Consider the following 18,054-nt stretch of genomic DNA (forward strand, 5'->3'; position numbering starts at 1 on the left):
GGTGGGCGCCCAAAAGGCGCCTGAACAATATAGAAACTGTGGAGACACCCACCCATGCAAACCGACACAACTCGCGAGAACCCGCAGGCCAAGGTGCCGCAGGCCGCCGATTCCAACCAGGATCTGGCCGCCACCGCTCCCGGCCAACTGCGTGTGATCAAGCGTAACGGCACTGTCGTCCCCTATACCGACGACAAGATCACCGTGGCCATCACCAAGGCGTTCCTCGCAGTTGAAGGCGGCACCGCCGCTGCTTCGTCGCGCATCCACGACACCGTCGCGCGCCTGACCGAGCAGGTCACCGCCACGTTCAAGCGTCGCATGCCATCGGGTGGCACCATCCACATCGAAGAAATCCAGGACCAGGTCGAACTGGCCCTGATGCGCGCCGGCGAGCAGAAAGTCGCCCGTGACTACGTGATCTATCGCGACCAGCGTGCCAAGGAGCGTGCTACCCGCAGCAACGCCGACGCCGTGGTCGAGCCGCACCCGAGCATCCGCATCACCCTGGCCGACGGCAGCCTGGCGCCGCTCGACATGGCCCGCCTGAACACCATCATCAGCGAAGCCTGTGAAGGCCTGGCCGAAGTCGACGGCGAGCTGATCCAGCGCGAAACCCTGAAGAACCTGTACGACGGCGTGGCCATCAAGGACGTCAACACCGCCCTGGTGATGACCGCCCGTACCCTGGTCGAGCGCGAGCCGAACTACTCGTTCGTCACCGCCCGCCTGCTGATGGACACCCTGCGCGCCGAAGGCCTGGGCTTCCTGAACGTGGCCGAGAGCGCCACCCACCACGAAATGGCCGACCTGTACGCCAAGGCCCTGCCGGCCTACGTCGACAAAGGCGTCGAGTTCGAGCTGCTGGACCCGGCCCTGAAAGGCTACGATCTGGAGCGTCTGGGCAAGGCCATCGACCACGAGCGTGACCAGCAATTCACCTACCTGGGCCTGCAGACCCTGTACGACCGCTACTTCATCCACAAGGATGGCGTGCGCTTCGAGCTGCCACAGGTATTCTTCATGCGTGTGGCCATGGGCCTGGCGCTGGAAGAGAAAGACAAGGAAGCCCGTGCGATCGAGTTCTACAACCTGTTGTCGTCCTTCGACTACATGGCCTCGACCCCGACCCTGTTCAACGCCGGCACCCTGCGCCCGCAGCTGTCCAGCTGCTACCTGACCACCGTGCCGGACGACCTGTCGGGCATCTACCACGCGATCCACGACAACGCCATGCTGTCGAAATTCGCCGGTGGCCTGGGCAACGACTGGACCCCTGTGCGTGCACTGGGCTCCTACATCAAGGGCACCAACGGCAAATCCCAGGGCGTGGTTCCGTTCCTGAAAGTGGTCAACGACACCGCCGTTGCCGTCAACCAGGGTGGCAAGCGCAAGGGCGCCGTGTGTGCCTACCTGGAAACCTGGCACCTGGACATCGAAGAGTTCATCGAGCTGCGCAAGAACACCGGTGATGATCGTCGTCGTACCCACGACATGAATACCGCCAACTGGATCCCTGACCTGTTCATGAAGCGTGTCTTCGATGACGGCAAGTGGACCCTGTTCTCGCCTTCGGAAGTGCCAGACCTGCACGACCTGACCGGCAAGGCCTTCGAAGAGCGCTACGAGTACTACGAAGCCCTGACCGAGTACAACAAGATCAAGGTGTTCAAGACCATCCAGGCCAAAGACCTGTGGCGCAAGATGCTGTCGATGCTGTTCGAGACCGGCCACCCATGGCTGACCTTCAAGGACCCGTGCAACCTGCGTTCGCCGCAGCAGCACGTGGGCGTGGTCCACAGCTCGAACCTGTGCACCGAGATCACCCTGAACACCAACAAGGACGAGATCGCGGTCTGCAACCTGGGCTCGATCAACCTGCCGAACCACATCGTCGACGGCAAGCTGGACACCGCCAAGCTGCAACGCACCGTGAACACCGCCGTGCGCATGCTCGACAACGTGATCGACATCAACTACTACTCGGTGCCGCAAGCGCGTAACTCGAACTTCAAGCACCGCCCGGTCGGCCTGGGCATCATGGGCTTCCAGGATGCGCTGTACCTGCAGCACATTCCGTACGGCTCCGATGCTGCGGTCGAGTTCGCCGACAAGTCGATGGAAGCGGTCAGCTTCTACGCCATCCAGGCGTCCTGCGACCTGGCTGACGAGCGCGGTGCGTACGAGACCTTCCAGGGTTCGCTGTGGTCCAAGGGCATCCTGCCGCTGGATTCGCAACAGATCCTGATCGAGGCCCGTGGCGCCAAGTACATCGACGTCAACCTGGAAGAGTCCCTGGACTGGGCCCCGGTGCGCGAGCGCGTCAAGAAAGGTATTCGCAACTCGAACATCATGGCCATCGCGCCGACCGCGACCATCGCCAACATCACCGGCGTTTCGCAGTCCATCGAGCCGACCTACCAGAACCTGTACGTGAAATCGAACCTGTCGGGCGAGTTCACCGTGATCAACCCGTACCTGGTCCGCGACCTGAAGGCCCGTGGCCTGTGGGACTCGGTCATGATCAACGACCTGAAGTACTACGACGGTTCGGTGCAGCAGATCGAGCGTATCCCGCAAGAGCTGAAGGACCTGTACGCCACCGCGTTCGAAGTCGAGACCAAGTGGATCGTCGATGCCGCCTCGCGTCGCCAGAAGTGGATCGACCAGGCCCAGTCGCTGAACCTGTACATCGCCGGCGCTTCGGGCAAGAAGCTGGACGTGACCTACCGCATGGCCTGGTACCGTGGTCTGAAGACCACCTACTACCTCCGTGCCCTGGCCGCGACCAGCACCGAGAAGTCGACCATCAACACCGGCAAGCTCAACGCCGTTTCCAGCGGTGGCGACAGCGCCCCGGTCCAGGCAGCCGGCCCTGCGCCAGTGCCGAAGGCCTGCGCGATCGACGAGCCTGACTGCGAAGCCTGCCAGTAAGACCTGAATGCCGCGCAGGGTGCCCATGGGTGCCCTGCGCGGCATTTTTGCATCTGCGCCACGGAGAAGCCTTGCCCTTTGCCCACTGCTCGCGCAGCTCGGTAAAAGAACAGGACCTCTCCAGCAAAGGACGTAACCATGGCGCGGAAAAAACTGGCAACTCGCAAGATTGGTCGCAATGCGGAAACCGGCCGCTTCACTTCGGTGGAACAGGCCCGCAAGCACCCCAAGACTCACATTGTCGAAACGCTGCACAACCCACGTAGCTAGTGGTTACTGACCTGGCCTCATCGCCGGCAAGCCAGCTCCCCCAGGTACTGCATCGCCCTCCGGCCTGGCGCGATATCTGTGGGACCTGGCTTGCCGGCGATGAGGCCAGGCCAGGCAACACGAAAACCCATAAAAACACCATATGGTGTGCCTTCAAATTTAAACTGGCACAACATATAGGTTAGCGCTAAACTCTCCTCCCGTAGAAAACTACACAAGACTTCGTGAACGGACGCACGCCAGACCGGTCGAAAAAGTTACCCTCGCCCGCCAGACACGCGCCCCGATCGAAGGCGAATTCCGGTATACTTCGCCCCCTCTGAAAAGGGCACCTATCAATTGTCCCTGGCCCCTCGCGAAGGCCTGGCCAGGTACAAGCCAGAACACACCAGATGTAAACGAGAGTCAGCCTCTCGAGCTGTCCATTCGCCGTTACGGCCTTGCGTCAGGCATCACATTCTTAAAATCCAACCGGTTGCCCCAGGGCGACCCTCAAGCAGGAGCCAAACCATGCTGAGCTGGGACGAATTCGACAAGGAAGACGGCGAAGTAGCCGCCAAAGGCAACACCCCTGCGCAGGCCACTGCCGCCGCCACCCTCGACAAGCTCGACAGCGCCGGTGGTGCCGCCGCCCTGGAAGCCCGTGCCGCCACCGCCGACGACTCCGACGCCGTCAAGCGCGCCAAGGCTGCCCTGAACGACCTCGACATCGCCGAAGGCCTGGCCGAGCTGGAAGGCTCCGGCGCCCGCGTGCGTGTTGACGAAAAGCGCATGATCAACTGCCGCGCCGACCTCAACCAGCTGGTACCGTTCAAGTACGACTGGGCCTGGCAGAAGTACCTGGACGGCTGCGCCAACCACTGGATGCCGCAAGAGGTCAACATGACCGCCGACATCGCCCTGTGGAAGAGCATGGACGGCCTGACCGAGGACGAGCGCCGCATCGTCATGCGCAACCTCGGCTTCTTCTCCACCGCCGACTCGCTGGTAGCCAACAACCTGGCCCTGGCCGTGTACCGCCTGATCACCAACCCGGAGTGCCGCCAGTACATCCTGCGCCAGGCCTTCGAAGAGGCGATCCACACCCACGCCTACCAGTACTGCATCGAGTCGCTGGGCATGGATGAAGGCGAGATCTTCAACATGTACCACGAGATCCCGTCGGTCGCGAAGAAAGCCGCCTGGGGCCTGAAGTACACCCGCGCCATCTCCGATCCGGAATTCAACACCGGCACCGTCGAAACCGACAAAGAGCTGCTGCGCAACCTGATCGCTTACTACTGCGTGCTGGAAGGCATCTTCTTCTACTGCGGCTTCACCCAGATCCTGTCCATGGGCCGCCGCAACAAGATGACCGGCGTCGCCGAGCAGTTCCAGTACATCCTGCGTGACGAGTCGATGCACCTGAACTTCGGTATCGACGTGATCAACCAGATCAAGATCGAGAACCCGCACCTGTGGGACGCGGCGATGAAGGAAGAAGCGACCCAGATGATCCTGCAAGGGACCCAGCTGGAGATCGAATACGCCCGTGACACCATGCCACGCGGGGTACTGGGCATGAACGCGGCGATGATGGAGGACTACCTCAAGTTCATCGCCAACCGTCGCCTGACCCAGATTGGCCTGAAGGAAGAGTACCCGGGGACCACCAACCCGTTCCCGTGGATGAGCGAGATCATGGACTTGAAGAAGGAGAAGAACTTCTTTGAGACGCGTGTGATCGAGTATCAGACTGGTGGGGCGTTGAGCTGGGATTGATCGTCCGGGCTGAGCATCGAGAAGGCTGCCGATTGGCAGCCTTTTTTATTGGCAGGGGAATGGCAGAACAGGAAGCATCCTACAACTTTTACCGTTGTCACTTTGAACGCAGAACGGGGTGGAGGATGTCCCGCGACTGGGGCAGATGTGCTGGCCTGGGGGGCGGAGCGCGACGTTGTTGTATTGGCAGAGTGAGCCTTGGGTGAGGATGCGGGATATGCCGGTGGTGCTGGCTGGGGAGGTGGACCCGCTGGGGCCGGTGCAGAAGCGCAGGTTGAGTTGGCGGGAGTGTGCGCAGCGGGCGCTGCGGTTGCATGGGGTTTAAGCGGCGGGTTTGCCTGGGCGGGCCTCTTCGCGGGTGAACCCACTCCCACAGGTACTCCGCTGGCTTCGGGATCACGCTGTACCTGTGGGAGCGGCCGTGGCCGCGAACACCGGCGCAGCCGGTGTCATACACCGCGTCGCCTGCTTCGCGGGCGCGCCCGCTCCCACAGGGACTGCGCTGGCTTCGGGATCACGCTGTACCTGTGGGAGCGGCCGTGGCCGCGAACACCGGCGCAGCCGGTGCCATACACCGCGTCGCCTGCTTCGCGGGCGCGCCCGCTCCCACAGGGACTGCGCTGGCTTCGGGCTCATGCTGGACCTGTGGGAGCGGCCGTGGCCGCGAACACCGGCGCAGCCGGTGCCATACACCGCGTCGCCTGCTTCGCGGGCGCGCCCGCTCCCACAGAGTCTGCGTCTCGCTTGGGAATTGAGTGCCTTGCTCGCAAGCGCAGTCCAAATACCTAGGCGATTTCCTTAAAGGCAGTCTGGTAGCGAGTGAAGGCGATTGGCTTCAACCCGAGGATTCAGCAGAACCTCCGCCAGTTTCTTTTTGAACTGCTGACGCACGGTATCGCCCAGCTTCTTCCACTCCTTCAATGCACGGGAATCGAAGTCGAGGCTATAGGTCATCCAGCTGCACCCTCACGCGCTGCGGAGAAGCAAGCCGCTCTTGTACGGTGGCGATGAGGTCTTCATCTTCCTCGGTCATCAGGACCGGTCGGAAGGGTAGCTTTCCCCGCTCGGCTACATATTGAAGCGCCTGCCGCATGAGCTCGGAGGGGGTTACGCCCAAGCGCTCAAGCTCTTTGTAGGCGCGGGCTTTGAGATCGTCGTCGACGCGGATGTTGATGGAAGCCATGGCTTCGCCCTCAGGTAAAGACGTTTGTCATTACAATGCACTGGTATTGGTGGCTCTGCAATAGCGATATTTGTGCCAGCAGTGGCAATAGCTGCGCAAAAATCCCATAGCCTGTGCCATCGCCGGGGCCGCTTTGCGGCCCTTTCGCGACGCAAGGCCGCTCCTACATGGGATCGCGTATCACTGGGAATTTGTGTGGCAGTTGCCGGCAAGAATCCGCCAGGGCCTTAAACGAAAAAAGCGCAATGGGCGCTTTTTGAGGGTTGGTAAACAGCGGGGGCCAATCGCTCGATCTCATCCGGTCAAGCGCGCCGTAAAAAGGGGCCCCGCCCACGCCGACAAGGGGGTACGGCACCAACGAGGATGCCGGGACTAGACATGCCAGTCTACGTGGTCGAGGGCGAGGCCTGACTTGAAGATAGCGCAGGGGAGCGGCGCGGTCCACTGCCAAGTCGGGTTGATTTGAAAATCCTGTGTCCGGTTTGCTTGCAAAACAGCTGTCATCGTATCTCTTTACAGAGTGCGCGATAGAGCCTCTACGCGTTAATTTACGGGGATCTTGCCTTTAATCACCAGGCCATTATGCGTTGACAGTCCCTCTCACCCTTGCTAATAATCGCCCCTAGTTGTACGACAACACATAACAAAAACAACAATCAGTGGACGAACCCATGTCGACACTCATCCCGCTGCACCCACGTCTGTCTCTTCCCACGGCCTGCTGGTGTACCCCCTCGAGTACCTAGCGCCCGGTTACTGCGCATTCACCCCTGGCCCTGACCGGCCCGTTACTTACCCGCCCCTGCCGCAGGCCGCTTGCGCGTGCCCGGTGGACGGGCTGCCATACCCTTCGGGAGCATAACAATAATGAAGATCTGCCATACCCTGCCCTTCGCGCTGCTTGGCGCCGGGGTTATCGCCGGCTTGCCAGGTACCAGCCTGGCGGCGGGTTTTGTCGAGGACAGCAAGGCCACCCTCGGCCTGCGCAACTTCTACATCAACCGCAACTTCACCAACCCGAGCAACCCGCAAAGCAAGGCCGAGGAATGGACGCAAAGCTTCATCCTCGACGCCCGCTCGGGGTTCACCGAGGGGCCGATCGGCTTCGGCGTGGATGTACTGGGGCTGTGGTCGGTCAAGCTGGATGGCGGTGGCGGTACCTATGGCACGGCGTTGTTGCCGCGCCATGACGATGGCAAGCCGGCCGATGACTATGGGCGCCTGGCAGTGGCGGGCAAGGCACGCATCTCCAGAACAGAACTGAAGATCGGTGAGTGGATGCCGGTGCTTCCGATTCTGCGCTCGGACGATGGGCGTTCGTTGCCACAGACGTTCCGTGGCGGGCAGGTCACGTCCAACGAGATTGCCGGGCTGACCTTGTATGGCGGGCAGTTCCGCGGCAACAGCCCGCGCAACGACGCCAGCATGGACGACATGAGCTACGGCGGTGGCGTGTCGGACCGCTTCAACTTTGTTGGTGGCGAGTACAAGTTCAATCAGGACCGCACCCTGGTCGGGCTGTGGAATGCGGCGCTGAAGGATGTGTACCAGCAACAGTACCTGCAACTGAGCCACAGTCAGCCGGTGGGTGGCTGGACCCTGGGCGCCAACCTGGGCTACTTCAATGGCGATGACGATGGCGCCAAACGCGCTGGCGAGCTGGACAACAAGACTTACTCGGGAATGTTCTCGGCCAAGTATGGTGGCAGCACTTTCTGGGTCGGGCTGCAGAAAGTCGATGGCGATACCTGGATGCGGGTCAACGGCACCAGTGGCGGCACCCTGGCCAACGACAGTTACAACTCCAGCTTCGACAACGCCAACGAGCGCTCGTGGCAGCTGCGCCATGACTTCAACTTCGTCACCGTCGGGGTGCCGGGGCTGACCTTGATGAACCGCTATATCAGCGGGCGCGATGTGCACAGCGGGGTGGTGACTGATGGCAAGGAGTGGGTGCGTGAGACGGAACTGGCGTATGTGATCCAGAGCGGGGCGTTCAAGGATTTGAGTGTGAAATGGCGCAATTCCTCGATTCGTCGGGATTACAGCAATAACGAGTTTGATGAGAACCGGTTGATCTTCAACTATCCGTTGTCGTTGCTGTAACCAAGGGCGAGGCGAACGCGATCCCTGTGGGAGCGGGCATGCCCGCGAAGCCGGCAACTCGGTGCATGGCACCGGCTACGCCGGTGTTCGCGGGCGCGCCCGCTCCCACAAGAGACCGCGTAACCCGTCGAGGGCTGTGCATGCCTCATTGACAACCACCAGAACCACCGCCAATATTCACCGCAGTCATACGACAACCTACAACAACTTACAACAAGAGCTGGCCATGACCACTACTCCCCTCAATCGCCTGCTGCTCACTGGAGCCGCAGGCGGCCTGGGCAAGGTCCTTCGCGAACGCCTGCAAGGCTACGCCGAAGTCCTGCGCCTTTCTGACATCAGCCCCATGGCACCTGCCGCAGGTCCGCATGAAGAGGTCATCACCTGCGACCTGGCCGACAAGGCTGCAGTACATGCCTTGGTCGAAGGCGTGGACGCCATCATCCATTTCGGCGGCGTGTCCACCGAGCACTCCTTCGAAGAGATCCTCGGCCCTAACATCTGCGGCGTGTTCCACATCTACGAGGCAGCACGCAAGCATGGCGTGAAACGCATCATCTTCGCCAGTTCCAACCACACCATCGGTTTCTACCGCCAGGATGAGCGCATCGACGCCCATTCACCACGCCGCCCGGACAGCTATTACGGGCTGTCCAAGTGCTACGGCGAGGATGTTGCCAGCTTCTACTTCGACCGCTACGGCATCGAGACCGTCAGCATCCGCATTGGCTCGTCGTTCCCGCAACCACAGAACCGGCGGATGCTTTGCACCTGGCTGAGCTATGACGACCTGGTGCAACTGATCGAGCGCGGGCTGTTCACGCCCGACGTTGGCCACACCATCGTCTACGGCGCCTCCGACAACCGCACCGTGTGGTGGGACAACCGCCATGCCGAGCACCTGGGCTACGTGCCAAAGGACAGCTCCGAACCCTTCCGCGCCGCCGTGGAAGCCCAGCCGGCGCTCGCTGCCGACGACCCGAGCATGGTCTATCAGGGCGGTGCCTTCGCCGTGGCCGGCCCGTTCAACTGACCTTGGGGGGAGGCACGGCCATGAACTGCGAACTGATTGTCGACGCCCGCAACAGCACCGGCGAAAGCCCCGTCTGGCACCCAAGCGAACAGGCCCTGTACTGGGTCGACATTCCCGCCCGCCAGCTGCACCGCTGGCAGGCGGCCGATGGCACCCACCGGGTCTGGCAAGGCGACGAGATGCTAGCCTGCATCGCCCGCAGCGGTGACGGCTGGGTGGCGGGTATGGAAAGTGGCATCTTCCAGCTGCAGGCCAAAGCAGATGGCAGCCTGGATAGCCGTTTGCTCAGCAGCGTGGAGCATGCCCAGGCTGGCATGCGCTTCAACGATGGCCGCTGCGACCGCCAGGGCCGCTTCTGGGCCGGCACCATGTTGCTGGACATGCAGCAAGGCGCGCATGTCGGCGCGCTGTACCGGCATGACGGCGAAGGTCGGCTGCACCTGCAGCAGGGCGGCATGATCGTGCCCAACGGCCTGGCCTTCAGCCCCGACGGCAAGCGCATGTATCTGTCCGATTCACACCCCGATGTGCAAAAGGTCTGGGCGTTCGACTACGACATCGACAGCGGCACCCCGCACAACCAGCGGCTGTTCGTCGACATGCGCAGCCACCCCGGCCGCCCCGACGGCGCCGCCATGGACCAGGATGGCTGCTACTGGGTCTGCGGCAACGACGCCGGGCAGATCCACCGATTCACCCCAGATGGCCGACTCGACCGCTCGCTCAGCGTGCCGGTGAAAAAGCCGGCGATGTGTGCCTTCGGCGGCGCCTGCCTCGACACCCTGTACATCACCTCGATCCGCCCCTCGGGCATCGACCTCGGCGACCAGCCACTGGCTGGCGGGGTATTTGCCCTCAACCCTGGCACCAAGGGCCTGGAGGAACCTGTCTACCGGGGCTAAGCCCCCATCCACCACCACACTTGCACGCTCGAAACCGGATAATAAAAACCACGGAGTTTCATCATGACGTTCAAACGCAAGCTGCTTCTTGCCGTTCTCCCGTTCGCCTTCAGCGTGGCCATGCCCGCCTCGGCCCTGGACATCAAGTTCGCCGAAATCCACCCCGCCGGCTACCCGACCGTGGTCGCCGAGCAGAACATGGGTAAAAAGCTCGAAGATGCCAGTAATGGCGATATCACCTTCAAGATGTTCGCGGGCGGCGTGCTGGGCTCGGAAAAGGAAGTGATCGAACAGGCGCAGGTTGGCGCCGTGCAGATGACCCGCGTCAGCCTGGGTATCGTCGGCCCGGTGGTACCGGATGTGAACGTGTTCAACATGCCGTTCGTGTTCCGCGACCATGACCACATGCGCAAGATCATCGACGGCGAGATAGGCCAGGAGATCCTCGACAAGATCACCAACTCCGACTTCAACCTGGTGGCCCTGGCCTGGATGGATGGTGGCTCGCGCAGCATCTACACCAAGAAGCCGGTGCGCAGCCTGGAAGACCTCAAGGGCATGAAGATTCGCGTGCAGGGCAACCCGCTGTTCATCGACATGATGAACGCCATGGGCGGCAATGGCATCGCCATGGACACCGGGGAAATCTTCAGCGCCCTGCAGACCGGGGTGATCGACGGCGCCGAAAACAACCCGCCAACCCTGCTCGAGCACAACCACTTCCAGAGCGCCAAGTACTACACCCTGACCGGCCACCTGATCCTGCCGGAGCCGGTGGTGATGTCCAAGACCACCTGGAACAAGCTCACCCCCGAGCAGCAGGTGCTGGTGAAGAAGGTCGCGCGTGAGGCGCAGATGGAGGAGCGCGCGCTGTGGGACGCCAAGTCCGCCGCCAGCGAAGAGAAGCTCAAGGCCGCCGGTGTCGAGTTCATCACCGTCGACAAGAAGCCGTTCTACGAAGCTACCGCTTCGGTCCGCGAAAAATACGGTGCGCAGTACGCCGACCTGATGAAACGTATCGACGCCGTCCAGTAATCGCGGCCCCTTCCTGAACGACCCCGGCAGTGCGGCGCCCGCCGCCCTGCCGCTTTGGTGATGCCGATGAAAAACCTCTTTCTACGTGCCAACGACACGCTGTACCGCGCCTGTATCTGGGTTGCCGGCCTGTCGATCCTGACCATGTCGCTGATCATTCCCTGGGGCATCTTCGCCCGCTACGTGCTCGGCACTGGCGCCAGTTGGCCGGAACCCGTGGCGATCTTGCTGATGGTGGTGTTCACCTTCGTCGGCGCAGCGGCCAGTTACCGTGCCGGGGCGCATATGGCGGTGGCGATGATCACCGACCGCCTGCCAGCGCAGCAGCGCCAACTGGTGGCGCTGCTGGTGCAACTGCTGATGATCCTGGTGTGCGTGTTCATGACCTATTACGGCAGCAAGCTGTGCATCACCACCTGGAACCAGTTTCTGGCGTCGTTGCCGGGGGTGCGGGTGGGCATGACCTACGCGCCGATCCCGGTCGGCGGCGTGCTGACTTTGGTGTTCGTGCTGGAGAAACTGCTGCTGGGCGACCAGAGCCATCGCAAGGTGGTGCGCTTCGACCAGCTGGAAGAAAACGAGGGGGCGGCATAAATGGATGCGTTCATTCTGTTGGGCAGTTTCATCGCTCTCATCCTGCTGGGCATGCCGGTGGCCTATGCCTTGGGCCTGTCGGCGCTGATCGGAGCCTGGTGGATCGACATCCCACTGCAGGCGATGATGATCCAGGTGGCCAGTGGGGTTAACAAGTTCTCGCTGCTGGCGATTCCGTTCTTCGTCCTGGCCGGCGCGATCATGGCCGAAGGCGGCATGTCACGCCGGTTGGTGGCGTTTGCCGGTGTGCTGGTGGGCTTCGTGCGCGGCGGGCTGTCGCTGGTCAACATCATGGCCTCGACCTTCTTCGGGGCGATTTCCGGCTCGTCGGTAGCCGACACCGCGTCGGTGGGTTCGGTACTGATCCCGGAGATGGAGCGCAGGGGATACCCGCGCGAGTTTTCCACCGCAGTGACCGTCAGCGGCTCGGTACAGGCGCTGCTGACCCCGCCCAGCCACAACTCGGTGCTGTACTCGCTGGCGGCAGGCGGCACGGTATCGATTGCCTCGCTGTTCATGGCCGGGGTGATGCCCGGTTTGCTGCTAAGCGCAGTGATGATGGGCCTGTGCCTGCTGTTCGCCAAGAAGCGCAATTACCCCAAGGGCGAAGTGATCCCGATGCGCCAGGCGCTGAAGATCGCCGGTGAAGCACTGTGGGGGCTGATGGCCATGGTCATCATCCTCGGTGGCATCCTCAGCGGGGTGTTCACCGCGACCGAATCGGCAGCCGTGGCGGTGGTGTGGTCGTTCTTCGTGACCATGTTCGTCTACCGCGACTACAAGTGGCGCGACCTGCCCAAGCTGATGCACCGCACGGTACGCACCATCTCGATCGTGATGATCCTGATCGGCTTCGCTGCAAGCTTTGGCTACGTGATGACGCTGATGCAGATTCCGTCGAAGATCACCACGGCGTTTCTGACCCTGTCGGACAACCGCTATGTGATCCTGATGTGCATCAACTTCATGCTATTGCTGCTGGGCACGGTCATGGACATGGCACCGCTGATCCTGATTCTTACGCCGATCCTGCTACCGGTGATAACCGGTATCGGCGTGGACCCGGTGCACTTTGGCATGATCATGCTGGTGAACCTGGGGATCGGGCTGGTAACGCCGCCGGTGGGGGCTGTGTTGTTCGTCGGCTCGGCAATTGGCAAGGTGAGCATCGAATCGACGGTGAAGGCGATGCTGCCGTTCTACCTGGCGCTGTTCCTGGTGTTGATGGCGGTAACCTACATCCCGGCCATCTCGCTGTGGCTGCCTAGCGTGGTGCTGTAACTGCACTTGCGGTCCCTGTAGGAGCGGCCTTGTGTCGCGATGGGCCGCAAAGCGGCCCCAGGATTTCGGCGTTGATGCTGATAGTGCTGGGGCCGCTTTGCGGCCCATCGCGACACAAGGCCGCTCCTACAACGACCGTGATGCGGCTGGAAAATCTATCTGCAAACGGATCCTGCACATGGCTGTCCCCTCCTCTGCTATCCCCCTGTTCCCACGCAAGCTGGCCATCGCCCTGCTGGCTTTGCTGGCCTGCTCCTTCGCCGGTAACCACATCGCCGCACGGATCGCCTTCGATGACGGCACCGGCGTGTTGCTGGCCATCCTCTGCCGCTCGGGCATCACGTTTCTGGTCCTGGCCAGCCTGCTGCTATGGCAACGCCAGGCCCTGGCCCTGCCCGCCGGCACTCGCCGCTGGCAGTTGTTGCTCGGCCTGCTGATCGCCACCCAGAGCCTGTGCCTGTACTCGGCGGTGGCGCGCATTCCGGTGGCCCTGGCGCTGCTGGTGGGCAACACCTTCCCGATGCTGCTGGCACTGCTCACCTGGGCGCTGGGTGGAGCACGCCCCACTGGCCGCACCGTGCTGTTCATGGGCCTGATCCTGTGCGGCCTGGTACTGGCGCTGGACGTGCCGGCACGCCTGGCCGACAGCAGCGATGCCAACCCGCACTGGGCGCTGGGTGTCGGCCTGGCCTTCGGCGCCGCCTGTGCCTTTGCCTGCGCCTTGTGGATCACCGACCACAAGCTGGCCGCCGTGCGCGGCCCGGTGCGCAGCCTGCTGACGCTGCTGATCGTGTTTTCCAGCATGCTGGTCGCAGGCGCAAGCGGCGTAATGCCGTCCGGCTTGTCGCTGCCGGGCAGCAGCAGCGGCTGGGCGGCGCTGGCGAGCCTGGTGGTGCTGTATGGCCTGGCCTTCACCTTGCTGTTTGTCTGCGTGCCGCGGCTGAACATGGCACAGAACGCGCCGGTCATGAACGTCGAACCTGTCGCGACCTTGCTGCTTGGCTGGGCCCTGCTCGGCCAGCAGCTGGGTACCCTGCAACTGCTCGGCGGTGCCGTGGTGGTGTGCGGCATCGTGCTGCTCACTTACCGGCGCCCCGCCTGACGCTTTTTCAAAGGAGCCTTGAATGGCTGTGACCGAACTGCACCTGCAGGACCGCCTGACCCGCCTGAGCCTGGCCCCGGAACTGGGCGCCAGCCTGGTCAACTGGCAGGTCAAGGCGACCGGGCAGGCGCTGCTGCGTCATTCCGACCACGACGCGCTGGCCAGCGGTACGCCGCGACGGCTAGCCTGCTACCCGCTGGCGCCGTGGTCCAACCGTATCGCCGAAGGCGGCTTTGCCCGGCCCGAGGGTTGGCAGGCTCTGGCGCCAAATACCGCGCATGACCCTTACCCGATTCATGGCAGCGCCTGGCAGCAGGCCTGGCAGGTGGTGCACTACAGTGAACGGCGTGCGCAACTGACGCTGGACAGTTCCGTACCGTTTGCCTACCACGCCACCCTGGATGTGCATTTGCAAGAGGGTTGCCTGAACCTGGGCCTGCATGTAACGCACCTGGAGGAATCGGCTAACTGGTATGGGCTGGGGCTGCACCCTTACTTTCCACGCTATCCCGATACCAGGCTGTATGCAGCGGCACGCAAGGTCTGGCTGGCCGAGGATGGGCGCTTGCCGTCGTACCAGGCCGAAGTACCTGAACAGTGGAGTTTTGCAACGCTGGCCAGCCTGCCCGAAACGGTGGTTGATCACGCCTTCAGTGGCTGGCCGGGGACGTGTGTGATCGAACAGCCGGGAGCCGGGTATCGGTTGGCATGTAGCGCCAGCGGGGCTGAGCACTTCTTGCTGTTCTGCCCTCAGGGGCAGGGTTTTTTCTGCTTTGAGCCGGTTAGCCACCCGGTCAATGCGCATCACCTGCCGGGGCGGCCGGGGTTGCGGTTGTTGCAGCGTGGGCAAATGATGAGCCTGGCGTTCAGGATTCAATATCGGGCTTTGTAACCGGGGTGCCCTCTGGGAGCGGTTTGAGCCGGTGCCATGCGCAGCTAGTTACTGTTCAGACAGCCCAAAGGCTATTTCCCCTCATCAGCCGGCTCCACCCGCTGCACCACGATCTGCAGATGGTTCGCCATATCCGTCAGTATCACCTCCCCTTCCTTGTACTCCGGGGTGATCATCAGCGTGCGGACAAAATGCTCGTTGCCGCCTTCGCGCTTTTGCACGTTCTCGAACGCCACGATGATCGTGTCATTGCGCCAGTTGCTGATGTCGAAACCGCCCGCAGCAACGAATTCGCGAATGTCGCGCTCGTCATTGAAAACACTGGCAGGCAGGATCAGCAAGCGGTCCTTGAGAAACACCTCATAGTACTGTCGAGGCCCCACCGGCCAGTTCTGCTCCACCACATGCTCGATGCGCCAGTGATGGACGTTGTTCTCATAAACCACGACGCGTTCGACCTTGTGCCCGTTGCAGGCAACGAGCAAGGGCAACAGCAAAGCAGCGAACCCGCTACGCATTCGGCGCAAATTCATCCAGAAGCCTCGTTACATCAGCCAAGCCATCATTTGCCAGCTTTCGCCGCCTGGTGGTTGGCCCTGCGCGTTTCTCGGTAGCCCACCAGGCGCACGCGCATTTCCCGGTAGCGCTGGCTATTGATCACCAGCAAGGCCAGCAGCCCGAACAGCAATACCGAGACGTAGCCGCCCATGTGCGGCCGGTAAGCGTAGCTGGGCAACGCGGCCAGCACGGCCAGCCCGTTCAGGCCGACCAGCCCGCGCACGCCCCAGGCATAACCCCGCACCATGGCGATATGCGAGGCGACGCTCAGCGCCCCTGCCAGCGCCAGGACCAGCACCGACAGCGATCGGTCCGGGCTGCGCAGCCAGGTGGAGAACACCAGTGAAACACAGCCGCCAATGGCAAAGCAGGACAGCATGAACTCGGCGATGAACACGCCGAAGTAGCGGGAAAGAAATGCCTTCAGTTCCTGGCCCTGGGTCATTCGTCAACTTCCTCGTAAAGCCCCACGGCAACCGACTGCACAAAGCTACTGCTGGCAAAACCCGATAGGCCGCCTATCGAGTCCTTGATCAGGGTACGCGTGGCGTGCTGAATTTCGGTAGGGGTGAAACGCTTGATCGCGGTACCCGCCGCCTGCTTCAGCTTGAGCTGCTTGGCGGTGAGCGACGGATGCTTGATGAGCAGCAGTTCCTCGGCCAAGGCCTTGCGTTGCTGCCGGGACAGACTATGGAACAGCTCTCTCCAGCCCTTGCCGGTCGCCGCTTTGCGAGCCTGCAGGAAACGCACGGTGTTCAGGCTCGATGCACCCACACCTGCCAGCGCTACGCCGTCGAGTATGCTCATCACTGTCTGGACCGTGTCATTACTGTCGAGCCAGTCGTTCTGCCCAGGGTCGAACACTTCGTTGAATACCCGGTACCCGCCCATCATGCACTGCCCGGTACCCGCAGCTGCGGCGGCATAACCGACCGCCGTCAACACCATGCTGGCGCCGCCAGTGAAGGGTACAGCAATGGTGCCGCTGAACATGACGACCCAGCCAAGATAGGCGGAAAGGCAACCCAAACTGGCGTTCACGGCCTCTGCCATCACCTTGCGCTCACGCGCGCCGGTTTGCAGCTGGGTCATGAACTGTTCAGGCGACTTGTATGGGGGTGCCTCCTGCAGAATCACACGCTTGGGCGCAATGCTGCAGATAGGCTTGAATTCGCGCAGGACAATCACGTTGTACTGGGCATCGATATAGACAACACCAGCACCAACGATACCCGGGTCGGCATCGATAGCCCTGAACAGCTTCTGTTGGTCGACAGTCAACAGCAGCCGTTGACGGGCCATTTGCTGCTGGTAGCCGCCCAGGACGCCGGACATCAGATCGGTCACGACAACTCTCCTTGTTTCGAAAAGCCGCTGCGCCGGCCCACGCATGCCCCGTGCAGGTCAGGCGACCTGCCGAGAGCAGCACGTGCACCGGCGCAAGCGCAACGGAGCGTGGGTTACACGTTCGGGCAAGGCACCGGCGCCCAGTCACCCATGTCGGGGCTGCGGCACATCTTGTTGACCTGGTCGACGCCAGCATTGGCCACCTGCTGGGCCTCGGCTTTCTTGGTAGTGGCCTTCTGCAGGGTCTTCTCGGTGGCGACCGCCTCTTGCGGCACGTTCGTGTTCACCTTGACGGCCTGGGTCTTCTTCTTGCCGGTGGTGGCCTTCGGCGGTTCAGCCACGGTCGCTACGTCGGTACGGGCCACGCCAACCTGCTTGAGGTCCTGCTCGTAGGCCTGGGTGTAGTTGTCGAGGTTTTCCGCAACGCGGCCATTGACGGTAGCCAGCAGCTTGTTCGACTCCTGCAGGCCCGAGACGATCTCGGCCAGGCGCTTGCGCCCTTCGGTGTCGTTGATGCGGTTGGCCTTGCGGCCTTCGATCAGGCTGGTGAACTCACGCTGGTAGCAGCTTTGCGAAGCCTTGGCATAGGCCGTGGTGCGGTCCAGGTCGGCGGCGCTCTTGTCGATGTCGGTGGCGTAAGAGGCAATGCGCTGCTTGTCGTCGCTGATCTGCTTCTGGCGCTCGGTGTAGTAACCGGCCGCACCGCCCACCAGGGCACCACCCGCCGCACCGATGGCAGCGTTGCGGCCACGGTTGTCGCCATCGACCAGGGCGCCGGTCAGGGCACCGCCGAGGGCCCCGATGACGGCGCCTGTAGCAACCGAGCGGGTCATGTCACCGTCGGTGGAACGCAGGTGCTGCACGGGCTGGTAGCAGCTCGGGTAGTACTCGACCTTGGTCGTGGCACCAACCTTGGACACCGGAGAGCTGGAGCAGCCCGCCAGCAGGACAGTGCTGAAACCGGCGGCAATCAGCAGGGCGGAACGGGCATGGGTAGCCGTGAAGATGGTCTTGAACATGTCACTTTCTCACGTGGGTGGTTAAAACGGGGGGCTT

The 18,054-nt window shown here is 62.3% G+C and carries 16 protein-coding genes and 1 pseudogene; 11 read left to right on the forward strand and 6 right to left on the reverse strand.

Going from position 1 to position 18,054, the window contains the following annotated elements; translation table 11 throughout:
* Positions 1 to 54 precede the first annotated feature (54 nt).
* The 3 genes from RIN61_RS05225 to RIN61_RS05235 all read left to right on the forward strand — a co-directional run bounded on the left by RIN61_RS05225 (position 55) and on the right by RIN61_RS05235 (position 4,965).
* The gene (locus RIN61_RS05225) at positions 55 to 2,934 is read left to right on the forward strand and encodes a ribonucleoside-diphosphate reductase subunit alpha (protein WP_112253463.1); all 2,880 of its coding nucleotides are present in this window, start codon (positions 55 to 57) and stop codon (positions 2,932 to 2,934) included.
* Positions 2,935 to 3,072: 138 nt separating this feature from the next.
* Entirely contained in the window at positions 3,073 to 3,204 is a 132-nt protein-coding gene (locus tag RIN61_RS05230) for a hypothetical protein (protein ID WP_256474673.1), read from the forward strand.
* Between the two features lie 510 nt (positions 3,205 to 3,714).
* Positions 3,715 to 4,965, forward strand: a complete 1,251-nt coding sequence (locus RIN61_RS05235) for a ribonucleotide-diphosphate reductase subunit beta (protein WP_112253462.1) — start codon at positions 3,715 to 3,717, stop codon at positions 4,963 to 4,965.
* Positions 4,966 to 5,769: 804 nt separating this feature from the next.
* Here RIN61_RS05235 and RIN61_RS05240 read toward each other — a convergent pair.
* Together RIN61_RS05240 and RIN61_RS05245 are read right to left on the reverse strand one after the other, a co-directional pair.
* A pseudogene (locus RIN61_RS05240) lies at positions 5,770 to 5,919 on the reverse strand (type II toxin-antitoxin system RelE family toxin); the annotation flags it as partial.
* Entirely contained in the window at positions 5,909 to 6,148 is a 240-nt protein-coding gene (locus tag RIN61_RS05245) for a type II toxin-antitoxin system RelB/DinJ family antitoxin (protein ID WP_028700126.1), read from the reverse strand. The pseudogene RIN61_RS05240 and the gene RIN61_RS05245, both read right to left, overlap by 11 nt.
* 867 nt (positions 6,149 to 7,015) lie before the next feature.
* Here RIN61_RS05245 and RIN61_RS05250 point away from each other — a divergent pair.
* From RIN61_RS05250 to RIN61_RS05285, 8 genes are all read left to right on the forward strand, one after another.
* Positions 7,016 to 8,254, forward strand: coding sequence for an OprD family porin (locus RIN61_RS05250; protein ID WP_207879268.1), 1,239 nt, complete (start codon positions 7,016 to 7,018; stop codon positions 8,252 to 8,254).
* Positions 8,255 to 8,480: 226 nt separating this feature from the next.
* The gene (locus tag RIN61_RS05255; protein ID WP_112253459.1) at positions 8,481 to 9,287 is read left to right on the forward strand and encodes an NAD-dependent epimerase/dehydratase family protein; all 807 of its coding nucleotides are present in this window, start codon (positions 8,481 to 8,483) and stop codon (positions 9,285 to 9,287) included.
* 20 nt (positions 9,288 to 9,307) lie between these two features.
* Positions 9,308 to 10,189, forward strand: a complete 882-nt coding sequence (locus tag RIN61_RS05260) for a glucurono-1,5-lactonase (RefSeq protein ID WP_112253458.1) — start codon at positions 9,308 to 9,310, stop codon at positions 10,187 to 10,189.
* A gap of 63 nt (positions 10,190 to 10,252) precedes the next feature.
* Complete coding sequence (locus tag RIN61_RS05265) at positions 10,253 to 11,224, forward strand: TRAP transporter substrate-binding protein (protein ID WP_112253457.1); 972 nt, start codon at positions 10,253 to 10,255, stop codon at positions 11,222 to 11,224.
* Positions 11,225 to 11,290: 66 nt separating this feature from the next.
* Entirely contained in the window at positions 11,291 to 11,818 is a 528-nt protein-coding gene (locus RIN61_RS05270) for a TRAP transporter small permease (RefSeq protein ID WP_112253456.1), read from the forward strand.
* A complete protein-coding gene (locus tag RIN61_RS05275) occupies positions 11,819 to 13,099 on the forward strand; it encodes a TRAP transporter large permease (RefSeq protein ID WP_112253455.1) in 1,281 nt (426 codons plus the stop codon). It abuts the gene before it with no gap.
* Between the two features lie 178 nt (positions 13,100 to 13,277).
* Positions 13,278 to 14,201 (forward strand): EamA family transporter, encoded by a 924-nt coding sequence (locus tag RIN61_RS05280; protein WP_112253454.1) that lies wholly within the window; start codon positions 13,278 to 13,280, stop codon positions 14,199 to 14,201.
* Positions 14,202 to 14,223: 22 nt separating this feature from the next.
* Positions 14,224 to 15,093: an aldose 1-epimerase gene (locus tag RIN61_RS05285; protein ID WP_313856096.1), complete on the forward strand. Its 870-nt coding sequence runs from the start codon at positions 14,224 to 14,226 to the stop codon at positions 15,091 to 15,093.
* A gap of 71 nt (positions 15,094 to 15,164) precedes the next feature.
* Here RIN61_RS05285 and RIN61_RS05290 read toward each other — a convergent pair whose 3' ends face one another.
* The 4 genes from RIN61_RS05290 to tagQ form a co-directional block, all read right to left on the reverse strand.
* Positions 15,165 to 15,626 (reverse strand): hypothetical protein, encoded by a 462-nt coding sequence (locus tag RIN61_RS05290; RefSeq protein ID WP_112253452.1) that lies wholly within the window; start codon positions 15,624 to 15,626, stop codon positions 15,165 to 15,167.
* A 29-nt stretch (positions 15,627 to 15,655) separates the two neighbouring features.
* Positions 15,656 to 16,096 carry a hypothetical protein gene (locus RIN61_RS05295; RefSeq protein ID WP_112253451.1) on the reverse strand — a complete coding sequence of 147 codons (441 nt, stop codon included), beginning with the start codon at positions 16,094 to 16,096 and terminating at the stop codon, positions 15,656 to 15,658.
* The gene (locus tag RIN61_RS05300; RefSeq protein ID WP_112253476.1) at positions 16,093 to 16,986 is read right to left on the reverse strand and encodes an Ssp4 family T6SS effector; all 894 of its coding nucleotides are present in this window, start codon (positions 16,984 to 16,986) and stop codon (positions 16,093 to 16,095) included. Before RIN61_RS05300 ends, RIN61_RS05295 begins: the two co-directional genes overlap by 4 nt.
* A gap of 125 nt (positions 16,987 to 17,111) precedes the next feature.
* Positions 17,112 to 18,017 (reverse strand): type VI secretion system-associated lipoprotein TagQ, encoded by a 906-nt coding sequence (gene tagQ, locus RIN61_RS05305; protein WP_112253450.1) that lies wholly within the window; start codon positions 18,015 to 18,017, stop codon positions 17,112 to 17,114.
* Between the last annotated feature and the right edge of the window lie 37 nt (positions 18,018 to 18,054).

The organism is Pseudomonas inefficax, assembly GCF_032164165.1.
Taxonomy (GTDB): Bacteria; Pseudomonadota; Gammaproteobacteria; order Pseudomonadales; family Pseudomonadaceae; genus Aquipseudomonas; species Aquipseudomonas inefficax.

Bases quoted from the DNA above. Each gene is read 5' to 3' on its own strand.
- RIN61_RS05280 (WP_112253454.1), top strand. From the start codon at position 13,278: ATGGCTGTCCCCTCCTCTGCTATCCCCCTGTTCCCACGCAAGCTGGCC.
- RIN61_RS05270 (WP_112253456.1), top strand. From the start codon at position 11,291: ATGAAAAACCTCTTTCTACGTGCCAACGACACGCTGTACCGCGCCTGT.
- RIN61_RS05245 (WP_028700126.1), bottom strand. From the start codon at position 6,148: ATGGCTTCCATCAACATCCGCGTCGACGACGATCTCAAAGCCCGCGCC.
- RIN61_RS05295 (WP_112253451.1), bottom strand. From the start codon at position 16,096: ATGACCCAGGGCCAGGAACTGAAGGCATTTCTTTCCCGCTACTTCGGC.
- RIN61_RS05250 (WP_207879268.1), top strand. From the start codon at position 7,016: ATGAAGATCTGCCATACCCTGCCCTTCGCGCTGCTTGGCGCCGGGGTT.
- RIN61_RS05225 (WP_112253463.1), top strand. From the start codon at position 55: ATGCAAACCGACACAACTCGCGAGAACCCGCAGGCCAAGGTGCCGCAG.
- RIN61_RS05230 (WP_256474673.1), top strand. From the start codon at position 3,073: ATGGCGCGGAAAAAACTGGCAACTCGCAAGATTGGTCGCAATGCGGAA.
- RIN61_RS05300 (WP_112253476.1), bottom strand. From the start codon at position 16,986: ATGTCCGGCGTCCTGGGCGGCTACCAGCAGCAAATGGCCCGTCAACGG.
- RIN61_RS05285 (WP_313856096.1), top strand. From the start codon at position 14,224: ATGGCTGTGACCGAACTGCACCTGCAGGACCGCCTGACCCGCCTGAGC.
- RIN61_RS05235 (WP_112253462.1), top strand. From the start codon at position 3,715: ATGCTGAGCTGGGACGAATTCGACAAGGAAGACGGCGAAGTAGCCGCC.
- RIN61_RS05255 (WP_112253459.1), top strand. From the start codon at position 8,481: ATGACCACTACTCCCCTCAATCGCCTGCTGCTCACTGGAGCCGCAGGC.
- RIN61_RS05260 (WP_112253458.1), top strand. From the start codon at position 9,308: ATGAACTGCGAACTGATTGTCGACGCCCGCAACAGCACCGGCGAAAGC.
- RIN61_RS05275 (WP_112253455.1), top strand. From the start codon at position 11,819: ATGGATGCGTTCATTCTGTTGGGCAGTTTCATCGCTCTCATCCTGCTG.
- RIN61_RS05290 (WP_112253452.1), bottom strand. From the start codon at position 15,626: ATGAATTTGCGCCGAATGCGTAGCGGGTTCGCTGCTTTGCTGTTGCCC.
- RIN61_RS05265 (WP_112253457.1), top strand. From the start codon at position 10,253: ATGACGTTCAAACGCAAGCTGCTTCTTGCCGTTCTCCCGTTCGCCTTC.
- tagQ (WP_112253450.1), bottom strand. From the start codon at position 18,017: ATGTTCAAGACCATCTTCACGGCTACCCATGCCCGTTCCGCCCTGCTG.